The organism is Geodermatophilus obscurus (assembly GCF_900143215.1).
GTDB lineage: Bacteria > Actinomycetota > Actinomycetes > Mycobacteriales > Geodermatophilaceae > Geodermatophilus > Geodermatophilus obscurus_A.
On sequence record NZ_FRDM01000030.1, the window covers coordinates 21,688 to 35,814 of the forward strand.

The 14,127-nt window shown below is 75.3% G+C and carries 13 protein-coding genes and 1 pseudogene; 7 read left to right on the forward strand and 7 right to left on the reverse strand.

Features of this window, described 5'->3' with window-relative positions:
* The first annotated feature begins 24 nt into the window (after positions 1 to 24).
* The 4 genes from BUB17_RS19720 to BUB17_RS19735 all read left to right on the forward strand — a co-directional run bounded on the left by BUB17_RS19720 (position 25) and on the right by BUB17_RS19735 (position 4,327).
* Complete coding sequence (locus BUB17_RS19720) at positions 25 to 1,029, forward strand: ABC transporter permease (RefSeq protein ID WP_072920388.1); 1,005 nt, start codon at positions 25 to 27, stop codon at positions 1,027 to 1,029.
* Between the two features lie 97 nt (positions 1,030 to 1,126).
* Entirely contained in the window at positions 1,127 to 2,068 is a 942-nt protein-coding gene (locus BUB17_RS19725) for an ABC transporter permease (protein WP_072920389.1), read from the forward strand.
* A gap of 4 nt (positions 2,069 to 2,072) precedes the next feature.
* Entirely contained in the window at positions 2,073 to 3,143 is a 1,071-nt protein-coding gene (locus BUB17_RS19730; RefSeq protein ID WP_244277388.1) for an ABC transporter ATP-binding protein, read from the forward strand.
* Positions 3,140 to 4,327 (forward strand): ABC transporter ATP-binding protein, encoded by a 1,188-nt coding sequence (locus BUB17_RS19735; protein WP_072920390.1) that lies wholly within the window; start codon positions 3,140 to 3,142, stop codon positions 4,325 to 4,327. Before BUB17_RS19730 ends, BUB17_RS19735 begins: the two co-directional genes overlap by 4 nt.
* 58 nt (positions 4,328 to 4,385) lie before the next feature.
* Here BUB17_RS19735 and BUB17_RS19740 read toward each other — a convergent pair whose 3' ends face one another.
* Positions 4,386 to 4,742, reverse strand: coding sequence for a Rieske (2Fe-2S) protein (locus tag BUB17_RS19740; RefSeq protein WP_072920391.1), 357 nt, complete (start codon positions 4,740 to 4,742; stop codon positions 4,386 to 4,388).
* Between the two features lie 102 nt (positions 4,743 to 4,844).
* On the opposite strand from BUB17_RS19740, the gene BUB17_RS19745 reads away from it, so the two are divergent.
* On the forward strand, positions 4,845 to 6,908 hold the full coding sequence (locus BUB17_RS19745) for a TPM domain-containing protein (protein ID WP_072920392.1): 2,064 nt from the start codon (positions 4,845 to 4,847) through the stop codon (positions 6,906 to 6,908).
* Positions 6,909 to 6,986: 78 nt separating this feature from the next.
* Positions 6,987 to 7,751 carry a VOC family protein gene (locus tag BUB17_RS19750; RefSeq protein WP_072920393.1) on the forward strand — a complete coding sequence of 255 codons (765 nt, stop codon included), beginning with the start codon at positions 6,987 to 6,989 and terminating at the stop codon, positions 7,749 to 7,751.
* Positions 7,752 to 7,818: 67 nt separating this feature from the next.
* On the opposite strand, the gene BUB17_RS19755 is transcribed toward BUB17_RS19750, so the two are convergent.
* The 6 genes and pseudogenes from BUB17_RS19755 to BUB17_RS28615 all read right to left on the reverse strand — a co-directional run.
* Positions 7,819 to 8,253 (reverse strand): PPOX class F420-dependent oxidoreductase, encoded by a 435-nt coding sequence (locus BUB17_RS19755; RefSeq protein WP_072920394.1) that lies wholly within the window; start codon positions 8,251 to 8,253, stop codon positions 7,819 to 7,821.
* Between the two features lie 67 nt (positions 8,254 to 8,320).
* Positions 8,321 to 9,400 (reverse strand): GGDEF domain-containing protein, encoded by a 1,080-nt coding sequence (locus BUB17_RS19760; RefSeq protein ID WP_072920395.1) that lies wholly within the window; start codon positions 9,398 to 9,400, stop codon positions 8,321 to 8,323.
* A 99-nt stretch (positions 9,401 to 9,499) separates the two neighbouring features.
* Positions 9,500 to 10,468, reverse strand: a complete 969-nt coding sequence (locus tag BUB17_RS19765; RefSeq protein WP_072920396.1) for a pirin family protein — start codon at positions 10,466 to 10,468, stop codon at positions 9,500 to 9,502.
* A 34-nt stretch (positions 10,469 to 10,502) separates the two neighbouring features.
* Positions 10,503 to 11,414, reverse strand: coding sequence for a DUF5996 family protein (locus tag BUB17_RS19770; protein WP_072920397.1), 912 nt, complete (start codon positions 11,412 to 11,414; stop codon positions 10,503 to 10,505).
* A gap of 78 nt (positions 11,415 to 11,492) precedes the next feature.
* On the reverse strand, positions 11,493 to 11,627 hold the full coding sequence (locus tag BUB17_RS28320; protein WP_280173895.1) for a hypothetical protein: 135 nt from the start codon (positions 11,625 to 11,627) through the stop codon (positions 11,493 to 11,495).
* A gap of 163 nt (positions 11,628 to 11,790) precedes the next feature.
* Positions 11,791 to 12,342 (reverse strand): annotated as a pseudogene (locus BUB17_RS28615) (glutamate ligase domain-containing protein); the annotation flags it as partial.
* Between BUB17_RS28615 and BUB17_RS19780 the strand changes: the two are divergent.
* Positions 12,236 to 14,047: an ABC-F family ATP-binding cassette domain-containing protein gene (locus BUB17_RS19780; RefSeq protein ID WP_072920398.1), complete on the forward strand. Its 1,812-nt coding sequence runs from the start codon at positions 12,236 to 12,238 to the stop codon at positions 14,045 to 14,047. The pseudogene BUB17_RS28615 and the gene BUB17_RS19780 overlap by 107 nt on opposite strands.
* Positions 14,048 to 14,127 lie beyond the last annotated feature (80 nt).

Sequence of the window (14,127 nt, forward strand, 5' to 3'; positions counted from 1 at the left end):
CCAGGGAAGGCTGACCCGCACGCCGTGCTCCGCTTCATCGTCCGACGGCTCCTGCAGCTCGTCCCGATCCTGCTGGGCCTGTCGGTCCTGCTCTTCGCCTGGCTGCGCGCCCTGCCCGGCGGCCCGGCCCAGGCCGCCCTGGGCGAGCGGGCGACGCCCGAGGCCATCGCCCGCTACAACGAGCTCTTCGGCCTCGACCAGCCGATCTGGGTGCAGTACCTGCGCTTCCTCGGCCGCGCCGTGCGGCTGGACTTCGGGACGTCGTCCCGCACCGGCCGCACGGTGACCACCGAGTTCCTCGAGCGGATGCCGGGCACCGTCGAGCTGACGCTGTTCGCCATGGTCTTCGCCATCGGCGTCGGCATCCCGCTGGGCTACCTGGCCGCCCGCAGGCACGGCAGCTGGCTGGACTCCGGCGCCGTCATCGGCTCGCTGCTCGGCGTGGCGATCCCGGTCTTCTTCCTCGCCTACCTGCTCCGGCTGCTGTTCGCCGTCGAGCTCGGCTGGTTGCCCGGCTCGGGCCGCCAGGAGGTGCGCATCGACGCCACCCACATCACGAACTTCTACGTCCTCGACGGCCTGCTGACCCGCGAGTGGGACGCCGCCTGGGACGCCCTGCTGCACCTGGTCCTGCCGGGCATCGCGCTGGGCACCATCCCGCTGGCCATCATCGTGCGGATCACCCGGGCCTCGGTGCTCGACGTCGTCAACGAGGACTACGTCCGGACGGCGAACGCCAAGGGCCTGTCGGCCGACACCGTGCGCCGGCGGCACGTCATCCGCAATGCCCTGCTGCCGGTGTCCACGACGATCGGCCTGCAGACCGGCCTGCTGCTGTCCGGCGCGGTGCTCACCGAGACCGTCTTCGCCTTCGGAGGGGTCGGGTCGGCCATCTACGACGCGATCTTCACCCGCGACTTCGCCGTCCTGCAGGGCTTCATCCTCATGCTGGCGGTGGTCTACGTCCTGGTGAACCTGCTGGTCGACATCTCCTACGGCCTGCTCGACCCGAGGGTGCGGGTCCGGTGAGCCTGCGACACCGGACAGGGGCACAGCCGATGACGCCTGCGGAATCGGACCAGTGGGCAGAGCCGATGAGCCCGTGGACCGGACGGGGGCAGGGCCGATGACGGCGATGGGGGACGTGCGACGGCAGCGGATCGACGAGCTCGCCGCCCGAGCCGGGCAGGTGCCGGAGGGCGAGGGCGGGGTGTCGCTCGTCAGGAGCGCCTTCCGCCGGCTGCGGCGCGACCCGGTGGCGATCCTGGGCGCGGTCATCGTCGTGGTGTTCCTGTTCGTCGCCGCGTTCGCCCCGTGGCTGGCCCCGCGCGACCCGCTGGCGCAGACGCTGCTGGGTCAGGTCCGCCCCGGGTTCATCCCCGGTGCGCAGGAGGGCTTCCCGCTCGGCGCCGACCAGCTCGGTCGCGACCTGCTCTCCCGGCTGGTCTACGGCTCACGGCAGTCGCTGCTCATCGGTGTGGTGTCGACGGTGCTCGGCGCGGTCGTCGGGATGGCCCTCGGCGTGCTGGCCGGCGCCTTCGGCGGCTGGGTCGACACCGTGGTGATGCGGTTCATCGACATCGTCCTGTCGATCCCCAGCCTGCTGATGGCGATCAGCATCTCGGTGCTGCTGGGCCAGAACCAGTACGCGCTGATGATCGCCATCGCGGTCACCCAGGTGCCGGTCTTCGCCCGGCTGCTGCGCGGCTCGATGCTCGCCCAGCGCGGCAGCGACTACGTGCTCGCGGCGTGGGCCCTGGGCGTCAAGCGTGGCCGGATCGTGTTCGGCCACGTGCTGCCGAACTCGCTGTCACCGGTGATCGTGCAGGGCACGCTGTCCCTGGCGACGGCGATCATCGAGGCGGCCGCCCTCTCCTTCCTCGGCCTCGGCGACCCGGACATCGCCCGGCCGGAGTGGGGCGCGATGCTGTCCACCGCGCAGGCCTTCCTGTCGGTCCGGCCGGCTCTGGCCGTCTGGCCGGCGGTGTGCATCATCGTGGTCGCGCTCGGCTTCACCCTGCTCGGGGAGTCGCTGCGGGAGGCCCTCGACCCCAAGTTCCGGAGGTAGATCGGTGAGCATCGAGGCGTTGCCGCCCGAGGGCGCGCTGCGCACCGACGTCCCCGTGCTCGAGGTCGAGGACCTGTCGGTCACCTTCGCCCGGCGCGGCGAGCAGCCCACCCGGGCCGTCGACGGGGTCAGCTTCTCGGTCGCGGCCGGGGAGACCATCGGCCTGGTGGGGGAGTCCGGCTGCGGGAAGTCGGTCACCTCGCTGGCGGTCATGGGCCTGCTCCCGCGGCGCGGCGTGCAGGTCGGCGGCTCGGTGCGGCTCGGTGGCACGGAGCTGCTCGGGGCGCCGGACCGCACGCTGCGCCGGTTGCGCGGGTCGGAGATGGCGATGGTGTTCCAGGACCCGCTGTCCTCGCTCAACCCCACCGTGCCGATCGGCACCCAGGTCACCGAGGTGCTCGTCGAGCACCGGGACATGGGGAAGAAGGAGGCCGCCGCCGAGGCCGCCGAGCTGCTGGACCGGGTCGGCATCCCCGACCCCGCCCGGCGGCTCAAGGAGTACCCGCACCAGCTCTCGGGCGGCATGCGCCAGCGGGCGCTGATCGCGATGGCGCTGGCCTGCTCGCCCCGGCTGCTCATCGCCGACGAGCCGACGACGGCCCTCGACGTCACCATCCAGGCGCAGATCCTGGAGCTGCTGCGCGAGCTCGTCGTCGACACGGGGACGGCGCTGGTGATGATCACCCACGACCTCGGCGTCGTCGCCGGGCTCTGCGACCGGGTGCACGTGATGTACGCGGGCAAGGTGATCGAGACCGCCGACCGGTACGACCTGTTCGCCCGGCCCCGCCAGCCCTACACCGGCGGGCTGCTCGCCTCGGTGCCGCGGCTGGACGCCGGGCGCGGGGTCCCGCTGACGCCGATCCGCGGTTCGGCCCGCGACGCCATCCCGTGGGCCGAGGGCTGCGCCTTCGCCCCGCGCTGCGACAACGCCCAGGACGACTGCCTCACCGAGGTCGCGGGGAGCACCGTGCCGCTGGAGTACGACGGGCCCGGCCGCGAGCTGCGCTGCCGCCACCCGCTCACCTACCCGTCGTCCCCCGTGGGGGCCACCGCGTCCGGAGCCGGGCGGTGACCGCCGCGAGCGAGCCGCTGCTGCGGGTCGAAGGCCTGCAGGTGCACTTCCCGATCAAGCGCGGGGTGTTCGTCGACCGCACGGTCGGCCACGTCCGCGCCGTCGACGGCGTCGACCTGGCCATCGACCGCGGCACCACCTACGGGTTGGTGGGGGAGTCCGGTTGCGGCAAGTCGACCCTGGGCCGGGCCGTCCTCCGGCTGGTCGAGCCGACCGCCGGTCGGGTCCTCTTCGACGGCACGGACGTCGCGTCTCTCCGGGGAGAACCGCTCCGGCACATGCGCCAGCGGATGCAGATGGTCTTCCAGGACCCGCTGGGCAGCCTCGACCCCCGCCAGAACGTGGAGTCGCTGCTGTCCGAGCCACTGCGGGCGCACGGTCTCGGCGGCGGGACCGCGGGGATCGCGGACAAGATCCGGGGGCTGCTCGACGCCGTCGGGCTGCCGTCCGCGGCGCTGCGCCGGTACCCGCACGAGTTCTCCGGCGGACAGCGGCAGCGGATCGGCATCGCCCGGGCCATCTCGCTGGAGCCGGACCTGCTGATCGCCGACGAGCCGGTCTCCGCGCTGGACGTCAGCGTGCAGGCGCAGGTGGTCAGCCTGCTCGAGGAGCTGCAGGAGCGCCTCGGCCTCACCTACCTGGTCATCGCCCACGACCTGGCCGTGGTCCGCCACATCAGCGACGTCGTCGGCGTCATGTACCTCGGCTCACTGGTCGAGCAGGCGCCGGCCGAGGCGCTCTACGACGAGCCGCTGCACCCGTACACGCGGGCGCTGATGAGCGCCGTCCCGGTGCCGGACCCGGTGGTCGAGGAGCGCCGCGAGCGGATCCTGCTGGCCGGCGACCTGCCCTCGCCCGCGAACCCGCCGAGCGGCTGCCGGTTCCACACCCGCTGTCCGTGGCGGCAGGAGACCCGCTGCGACGACGAGGTGCCGGTGCTGCGCGAGCTGGCGGGCCACACCGCCGGCCCCCACCAACCGCGCCACTCTGCCGACCCCCACCCGTCCCGCCACCTCGTCGGCTGCCACTGGGCCGAGGAGATCCGGGACGGCGTCCTGCAGCCCAAGTCGGCCGAGGAGGTCGCCGCCACCCAGGGCGTGTCGGTGCGGGCCACCGGCGCGGACGGCGGCTTCGAGACCGACGCGCTGCTCCAGGGCGTCGACGAGCCGATCGAGCGCCGGTAGGCCCCGTCCCGGGCCCCGCCCGAGCGTGCGAGGGATGGGGAGGACGGGGTCCTTCTGCTCACTCCAGGACGACGTCGTCCCCCCGGCGCAGCGCCCGACGGACTCGCAGCCGCAGGACGCGAGCGTAGGCGCGGACGAACTGCGTGTAGCCGGGAGTCGGGCCGTGGTAGCCGAGGAAGCCGTGCGGACCCTCGACCATCTCACCGGTCCGGACGTCGTAGCGGCTCTGGTGCCACGGGCAGACCAGGCAGCCGTCGGCGTCCACCCTGCCCTCGGAGAGGTCGGCGAGCTGGTGGCGGCAACGCCGGGAGACGGCGAAGTACCGGCCGTCCCGGTTGCCGACGGCCCAGTCGCCGACGCGGCGGACCGCTCCCGGCGGCAGGTCGGCGGCGGGGATCCGGTCGGGCTCGGTCATGCGTCCTCCACGGTCTCGGGCCCGCTCCCTACCCGCGAGCGGACGGCTCAGACCGCCCGGCCCGGGTAGGGTCGCCGCACCCGAGACTCCCGGAGGTCCCCCGTGCGCCGGCTGCTCGCCGTCCTCGCTCCGCTGGCCGCCGTGGTCCTCCTCGGCGGGGGCCCGGCGCTGGCCGAACCCCCGTTCGACGTGCCGCAGCAGGTCACCGACCGCGCCGGCGTGCTCGTCGGGGACGAGTCGGCGGTCGAGGCCGCGGTCGCCGAGCTGCAGGCCGAGGAGCAGCTGCAGCTGTTCGTCGTCTACGTCGACACCTTCGACGGCCTCGATCCGGACGAGTGGGCGACCCGGACCGCCGAGCTGTCCGGCTTGGGCGGCAACGACGTCCTGTTCGCCGTCGCCGTCGAGGACCGCCTCTACACGTACAACCCGCCCGCGGACTTCCGGCTCTCCGACCAGGAGATCCAGCAACTGATCGCCTCCGACGTCGAGCCGGAGCTCGCCGCCGGGGACTTCGACGGGGCCGCCGTCGCCTTCGCCGCGGGCCTGGGCAGCGACGGCGGCGGCAGCGGGCTGGGCACGGTCGCGGTGGTGGGCGGCATCGCGGCGGTCGCGGGCGGCGCCTACCTCGTCACGCGGTCGCGCCGGCGCCGGCAGGGGCCACCGCCTGCCCAGCGGCTGGAGCGACCGGATCCGCACGCCGGCGTGCCGACCGAGCAGCTGGAGGCGCAGGCCAGCACGGCGCTCCTGGAGCTCGACGAGGCGGTCAAGACCTCCCGGCTCGACCTCGACTACGCCCGCCTGCAGTACGGCCAGGAGGCGGTCGCCGGTTTCGCCGAGGCGCTGACGGCCTCGGAGCAGGAGCTGACCCGGGCCTTCGCGCTGCGCCAGCAGCTCGACGACGAGTCGGGCGGGCGGGAAGCCGGCACGGCCGAGCAGGCGAGGCGGCGGGTGCTCGCCGAGATGCTCCAGCTGACCGCCGCGGCCGACGCCCGCCTCGACGAGCAGGCCGAGGCCTTCGACCGGCTGCGCGACCTGGAGGGCACCGCGCCGCAGGCCCTCGATGCGCTGGCGTCCCGCGCCACCGCGCTGCGCGGCCGGCTGCCCGCCGACGAGGAGCGCTTCGCCGCCCTGCAGCGCCGGTACGCCGCCGCCGCGCTGGCGCCGGTCGCCGACAACCTGGCGCAGGCCCGGGCGCGGCTGGACGCGGCCGAGCAGGAGATCGCCGAGGCCCGCGACGAGATCGCCGCCGGGCGGGCGGGCGCCGCCGTCGGGGACATCCGGGTCGCCGAGGACGCCCTGGCCCAGTCCGGCACGCTGCTGGACGCCGTCGCCCGGCTGGGCACCGACCTGCAGGCCGCCGAGGCCCGGGTCGCGCAGGTGCGGGCCGAGACCGAGGAGGACCTCGCCGAGGCCCGCGCGCTGCTCGCCGGCGGCACCGGCGGGGGCCTGCGCCCGCAGGTGGCCCGGGCCGAGGCGGCGCTGGCCGCGGCCGACACCGCGCTGCACCCGGCCGACGGCGGCCGGCCCGACCCGATGACGGCGCTCCGCCGGCTGGAGGAGGCCGACATCGCGCTCGAGCAGGCCCTGGGCCTGGCCCGGGACGCCGACCAGCGGGCGCGTCGGGCCGCGGCGTCGCTGGATCCGGCGCTGCTCACCGCCCGGTCGGGCATCGCGGCGGCCGACGACTTCATCAGCACCCGCCGCGGCGCCGTCGGCCCCGAGGCCCGCACCCGGCTGGCCGAGGCGCAGCGGCACCTGGACCTCGCGGTGGCGCAGGGCCGTACCGATCCGGTCGGCGCGCTGCGGGAGGCCCAGCTGGCCGACGCGCTGGCCCAGCAGGCGCTGCAGCACGCGCAGTCCGACGTGGCCGGCTGGGGCGGCGGCTACGGTCCCGGTGGGTACGGCGGCGGCTACGGCGGTGGGTACGGGCCCGGCGGGTTCGGCGGGGGCTACGGCGGAGGCCGGGGCGGTGTGGACCTGGGCAGCCTGGTGCTCGGCGGGATCCTCTTCGGCGGCGGCCGCGGCGCCGGCGGTTACGGCGGGAGCTACGGAGGCGGCGTCGGCGGTGGGTCCGGCGGCGGTGGCCGGTCCCGCGGCGGCGGGCGGCGCTCGGGCAGCTTCGGTGGCTCGCGCAGCCGGGGCCGCTCCGGAGGCGGTCGTTTCTGACCCCCTGAGAGTCTCTGACCCTGGGAACTGTCGGACCCCGGTGCCAGGGTGGCCCTCCCCACTCGACGAGGAGGAGCGATGCCCACTCGGAACACCCCGTGGCCGGCCGGCACCCCGTGCTGGATCGACTACGGCGCCTCGGAGATCGACGCCGCCAAGGACTTCTACGGCCGTCTGTTCGGCTGGGAGTTCGAGGGCGGTGACCCCGAGGAGTACGGCGGGTACCTCAACGCCATGCGCAACGGCGAGTACGCCGCCGGCCTCGGCCCGTTGATGAACCCGGGCGACTCCCCGGGCTGGACGACGTACTTCGCGACCGACGACGCCGCGGCCACGGCCGCCCGCATCCGCGAGGCCGGCGGCACCGTCGTCGTGGAGCCCATGGAGGTCGGGCCGATGGGCACGATGGTCATCGCCGCCGACCCGCAGGGCAACGCCTTCGGCCTGTGGCAGTCCGGGGAGCACACCGGCTGCCGCGTCTTCGACGAGCACGGCTCGCTGGTGTGGAGCGAGGCCGCGGTCGACGACCCGGCCGCCGCGCGGGAGTTCTACACGGCGGTCTTCGGGTTCACCTGGGCCGAGGTCCCCGGCGCGGAGGGCTACACCACCTTCGCGAGCGGCGACCGCCCCCTGGGTGGCCTGGGCGGCCACCAGCCGGGCTCGCCGAAGGGCTGGACGGTGTGCTTCGCGGTCGACTCCACCGACGACGCGGTGGCCACGGTCGAGTCCGGCGGCGGCAAGGTGACGATGGCCCCGATGGACACCGAGTTCGGCCGCTTCGCCGTGGTGGAGGACCCGTGGGGCGCCCCGCTGTCGGTGATGCAGCCGCCCGCGGGTAGCTGAACGAGGGTGGCCCCCCTGCAGGGTCCCGCCGCGAGCGTGCGAGTGGTGGGGGGCAGGGGGGCCTCTTTCAGCTGCGCACCTGGCCGTAGGTGTGCTCGGGCCGCAGCCGGACGACGAGCCGGCGGTCGGCGACCATGGCCGCGCGGTAGGCGTCCCAGTCGTCGTGCTCGCCGCTGAGGGTGCGGTAGCAGGCCACGAGCTCCTCGACGGTGGCGTCGTGCGGGTCGGTCGCGACCGGGCTGAGCTCGGCGGTGCCCTCGACGGCGACCCAGGTCCAGAAGTCCGGCGAGGTCACGTGCAGCGTCGCCCGCGGATCGGCCTGCAGGTTGCGGGTCTTGGCGCGGTCGGCGGTGACCGAGATGCGGGCCAGCTGCGAGTCGTCGTCCCACGCGTAGAAGAGGTTGGACAGCTGAGGGCGGCCGTTCCGCTTGAGGGTGGCCAGCACACCTGCGTGCTGCGTGGCGACGAAGGCGAGCATGCGGGGGTCCACGGCGGCGCTCATGCCGGCAGGAACGTCGTCCCGCTCCGTCTTGTGCTCTGCCGTCCGTCGCCGGGGCCGGGGCCGGGGGTCAGCGTCCGGACGGCGTCAGGGGTGCCGACCGAGCGCCGTCCGGGGCCGCCGGGGGGACGCAGACGCGGTTCCGGCCGCTGTGCTTCGCGCGGTACACCGCGGCGTCCGCCGCCGCCTGGAGCCCGACCGGGTCGCCCCACGTGACCGTTGCCGCGCCGACGCTCACCGTGGCCGCGTAGGGAGCGGCGGCGGTGCGCACGTGGGCCACGAGCCGGTCGGCGATCCCGGTCGCCTCCGGCAGCTCGGTGTCCGGCAGCAGGAGGACGAACTCGTCGCCGCCCAGGCGTCCGACGACGTCCTCGCCGCGGGTCAGGTGCTGCAGCGACTCGGCGACCAGGCGGAGCACCGCGTCACCGGCCAGGTGCCCCAGGGTGTCGTTGACGGTCTTGAACTCGTCGACGTCGACGAGCAGCAGGCTGAGCGGCCGGTCGGCCGTGGTGCGGGCCGCCTCGGTGCGCAGCCGCTCGTGGAAGGTGCGGTGGTTCAACGCACCGGTGAGCCCGTCGCGTTCGGCGAGCAGGGCGACCTGCCGGGCGTAGGCGGCGGTGCGCTGGTAGGCCCGCTGGTGGTTCGCCGACGCGAAGGCACAGGTCGCCGTGGCGACCGCCAGGGCGAGTGCACCGACCAGGACGTCGTCGGCCGATGCACCGCCGACGCCGAGGCCCATGCCCAGGTAGCCGACCAGGATGGTGCCGCCGGCCAGCGCGACACCGACCGGTGGATAGGCCAGCGCGGCGTGCGCCAGCAGGACGAAGAGGAACAGCACGTACGGGCTGTCGGCCGCCTCGTCGAGCAGGCAGAACGCGATCACCAGGGCGATGCCCAGGGCCTCCCAGGCGTCGAAGAACAGCCGGCCCCGCGGGTGGCGGACCAGCCGGGCGACCGGGACCAGCGCCAGCAGCGGAGCCGATCCGGCCACCGCCGCGGCCAGCGCGAGCACGAGTCCGGCACGGGGCGGGTCGGTCGTCAGGGTGCGCACGGCGATGATCGCCGGGATCACCTCGCACAGCACGATGCCGCTGATCGTGTGCCGCCGCCAGAAGGCGACGCGCTCCTCGTCCTGGGCCAGCGCTCTCATGCTCCTGTCATCGCACCGGCCGCCCGGTTTCCACAGAGACCTGGCCGTTCCTCTACCCCGTCGGAGGGAGGGCCCGCCCCGCCGTGCCGCCCGTGGTCCTCACCGTTCCCGACCGCGGGCCTTGAGCAGCACCGGGGGCAGCGGCGGCGCGTCGAGCCGGGCGCCGTCGTAGCCGACGACGGTGCCGAAGCGCTCGTCCTCGGCGTTCCACCGCTCGGCGTACTCGGCGATCTCCTCGCCGGAGCGGCCGACGAAGTTCCACCACATGACGATCCGCTCCTCGAACGGCTCCCCGCCGAGCAGCAGCAGCCGGGTCGGCTCGGCGGCGCGCAGCCGCACCGAGCGGCGTCCGGTGCCGAGGTACAGCATCGCGCCGACCTCCAGCGGCGCCTCCTCCACCTCGGCCGCCCCGGACGAGGCCAGCAGGGCGTACTCGAAGTCCGGCTCCAGCGGCAGCTCGACGTCGGCGCCCGCGACCAGGTCGAGGTCGGCGCCGACCAGCGGGGTGTGCGCGGTGCCCGGCGAGGTGGCTCCGCCGAGGCCGCCCATGAGCACGGTCGCGGTCAGCCCGTCGGAGGTGAAGCCGGGCAGGGCGGTGTGGTGGGCGAAGGCCGGCGCGGTGTCGCGGGCGGCCTCGGGCAGCGCCACCCACAGCTGGGCGCCGTGCAGGTACCGCGGGTGCACCGCCGGGGACTGCTCGGAGTGCGCGATGCCGTGCCCTGCGGTCATCAGGGCCAGCTCCCCGGGGTGGATGCGGGCGTCGCTGCCGACCGAGTCGCGGTGGTGCACCTCGCCCTCGAACAGCCAGGACACCGTCTGCAGTCCGGTGTGCGGGTGCGGCGGCACCTGCATGCCGGGGGTGGAGGTGATGTCGTCGGGGCCGTAGTGGTCGACGAACGCCCAGGCGCCGACCAGCCGGCGGCCCAGGGTGGGCAGCAGCCTCCGCACGCGGGTGCTCTCGCCGAGCAGCACCTCCTTGCCCGGCAGCAGGTCCAGCACCGGGCCGGCGGGGGTGCCCGCCAGCCCGCCCAGCTCACGGGCGGGCGGGCGGCGGTCGAGGTTGCTCATGGCGTGGGCCTCCGGACGGTGTGGGCGGTCGTGGTCATCGGGGCTCGGGCGCGGTCGGGCAGCGCAGGGCGCCGAGGTCCCAGCCGGCGCGCCGGGCGCCGGCGACGTAGGCGCTCTCCAGGAAGTCCAGGACGACGGCGCGCGGGTCGGCCGCGCTGCGGACGTCCTCGTAGGTCAGCAGCGCCAGGTGCGCCCCGCGGCTGTCGATCCAGCGTGCCGCGGCCGGCCGCAGCGGCTCGTCGACCAGGCCCGGCGGCTCCGGAGCGGTGTAGGAGTAGAAGGCCGGCTCGGGCACCTGGTCGTCGCCGAACCAGAAGCCGGCGCTGATGACCTCGTGCGAGTAGGCCTCGCGGGTGACCGGGTCCACGCCGGCGGGCTGCTCCACCCGGCGGTCGGAGAACCGGGTGACGGCGAGGTCGAAGGTGTGCCAGAAGTGGTGCACCGGGCTGGTCTTGGCGTAGCTGCGCCCGGCGAACTCCTCGAGCACCTGCGCCACCTGCCCCAGCACCACCCAGTAGCGCGTCACCATGGCCGGGTCGTAGGACGCGTGGTGCTCGTCCTCGGCGAACGGCGTGCGGTCGGCCAGGTCGAACGGGACGGGCAGGTCGACGGTCGCCGGGAGGCCGAGCGCGGACAGCGTCGCGCGCAGCTGCCGGTAGAAGGCCGCCACGCTGAGCCCGGGCAGCGGGAACGAGGCCCGCCGTCCGTCGGCGACGGCCACCTCCAGCCGGTGGTCGACCAGGTCGAGGTCGACGGCGAAGACCGGGTCGAAGCCCATCGGCCGGGTGGTGAGGCCCCGGCCGGTGAGGTGGAAGGGGATGTGCCACCAGTGGTTGCGCCGCGGGGCGTTGGCCAGGCGCAGCTTGCCGACGATCTGCAGGAACCGGTGCACGGTGTCCTTGGTGTCGGCCCACTCGGCCAGCGGCAGGGGCGGGAAGACGGACACGGCGGCTCCTCCTCGGGTACCGGTCGGAGCCAGCATGCCGATCCGGGGGGCGGTGCGGAAGCCGCCGCCGGGGAGCGGTCAGGGCGTGGTCTCGCCCCGCACCGTCCCGTCGAGGACGCCGACCCGTTCTCCGCTGCCCGGCTGGTCGTCCAGCCGGGCGCGGGCCACCACCCCTCGCAGGACGCCCCCCCGGGCGTTCGTCCGGGTGGTCACCGGCGCGGGCTGACGGCGTGTCCCCCGCGGACACGCCGTCGGACGGCAGGAGGCCGCACTCGACGGCGGCTACCCGGCGTCGATCCGCCTCGGCGTCGTCCAGGTGGACCGCGTCGCGGGGGTCGAGGGCGTCCAGCAGCCGGGTCTCGTGGCCGCGCCCCACGACCAGGACGACGTCGGCCGGCCCGGCGGCACGCACCGCCGCGGTGATCGCCTCCCGCCGGTCGGGGACCGTGCACACCGCTGCCGGCGAGCCGAGCAGCCCGACGCGGAGCTCGGCCCTGATCGCGGCCGGGTCCTCGCCGTGGCTGCCCTCGCTGGTCAGCCACACGCAGTCGGCGGCGCGGGCCGCCCACCCCTGGCGCTCGTACCGGTCGCGCCGGCCACGCGCGCCGAGCACCAGGTGCACCCGCCCGCCGGGGCCGCGCAGGCCGGGCCGCTCACCGTGCCCGGACCTCGCGCGCCGCTGACGCACCGGGACGTGCACGACACACCCGGGTTCCGCCGGCCGGAGGCCCGGCACGTCCCCCGGCCGGTCGCCCGGACGGGTCCGTGCGCGCGGTGGTCGCCTCCCCGGCCCGGACCGGCCGCGCGGATACTGGAGGGCGATGAGCGCACCCCTCAACCTGGTCAACCTCGAGCGGGTGCACAAGGCACACGGCACCACGGCCCTGCTCGACGACGTCTCGCTCGGCATCGCCGCCGGCGAGCGCATCGGCGTGGTCGGGCGCAACGGCAGCGGCAAGTCCACGCTGCTCGGCGTCCTCACCGGCCGCGAGGAACCCGACTCCGGCCGGGTGACCCGCCGCGGGGACCTCGCGCTGGGCGTCCTCGACCAGTCCGGCACGCTGCCGCCCGGCGCGACGGTGCGCGACGTCGTCCTGCCCGGGAGCCTGTTCGCCGCCGAGCACGAGTGGGCCGCCGACCCGGCCGTGCGCAGCGTGCTGACCGGCCTGGAGCTCGACCGGCTGGGGCTGGATGCCCCGGTCGCGCCGATGTCCGGCGGCGAGCGGCGCCGGGTGGCGCTGGCCGCGCAGCTCGTCCGCCCGCTGGACCTGCTGGTCCTCGACGAGCCCACCAACCACCTCGACGTCGAGGGCGTCGCCTGGCTGGCCGACTACGTCAAGGACCGGGTCGGCGCGCTGGTCGTCGTCACCCACGACCGCTGGTTCCTCGACGAGGTCTGCACCCGGACCTGGGAGGTGGCCGAGGGCCGGGTGCACGCCTACGAGGGCGGCTACGCGGCCTACACCCTCGCCCGGGCGGAGCGGGCCCGGATCGCGGCGGCCACCGAGGAACGCCGGCTCAACCTGGTCCGCAAGGAGCTGGCCTGGCTGCGCCGCGGGCCGCCCGCACGCACCAGCAAGCCCCGGTTCCGCATCGAGGCGGCCCAGGCGCTGATCGAGGACGAGCCGCCGCCGCGCGACACGATGGCGCTCAAGGGCTTCGCCGCCCGCCGCCTCGGCAAGACCGTCTACGACGTGGAGGACGTCGACTACGCGGTCCCGACCGACGACGGACCACGCGCCCTCTTCGCGGACCTGACCTGGCACGTCGGCCCGGGTGACCGGATCGGCGTCGTCGGGGTCAACGGGGCGGGGAAGACGTCGCTGCTGCGGCTGCTGGTCGGCGAGACCGAGCCCGACCGCGGCCGGGTGGTGCGCGGGCAGACCGTGGCGCCGGCGTACCTGTCGCAGCACGTCACCGAGCTGCCCGGCCGGCTGCGGGTGCTGGAGGCGGTGCAGGAGATCAAGCGAGTGGCCAGGGTGGGCGACCAGGAGATCTCCGCGTCGTCGCTGGCCGAGCGGTTCGGGTTCCCGGCCTCCCGCCAGTGGACGCCGGTCGGCGACCTCTCCGGTGGCGAGCGGCGCCGGCTGCAGCTGCTGCGGCTGCTCATGGCCGAGCCGAACGTGCTGCTGCTCGACGAGCCGACCAACGACCTCGACATCGACACGCTGACCGCGCTGGAGGACCTGCTCGACGGCTTTCCCGGCACCGTGCTGGTGGTCAGTCACGACCGGTACTTCGTGGACCGGGTCTGCGACTCGGTGGTCGCGCTCATGGGCGACGGCTCGCTGGCCGCCCTGCCCGGCGGGGTGGAGGAGTACCTGGCCCGCCGGGCGGCGGGGGAGGCGGCGCTGCCCTCCGGCTCCTCGTCGTCCACCGCGACGGCGGCCGATACCGCGACCCCGGCCCGCTCGTCCGGGGACGTGCGCGCCGCCCGCAAGGAGGCCGCGCGGCTGGAGCGGCGGCTGGAGAAGCTCACGGCCGAGGAGGAGGAGCTGCACGGCCGGCTCGCCGCGGCCGCGACCGACCACGCGCAGGTGCTGGCGCTCGACGAGCGGCTGCGTGCCGTCCTCGCCGAGAAGGAACAGGTGGAGACCGACTGGCTGGAGGCCGCCGAGGTCGCCGAGGGCTGAGCCGCCTTCCTCCCGCACCGCAGCGTGTCCTCCCGCACCGTGGGCGGTCGGGGAGGACACGCTGGGATCAGGTGACCTGA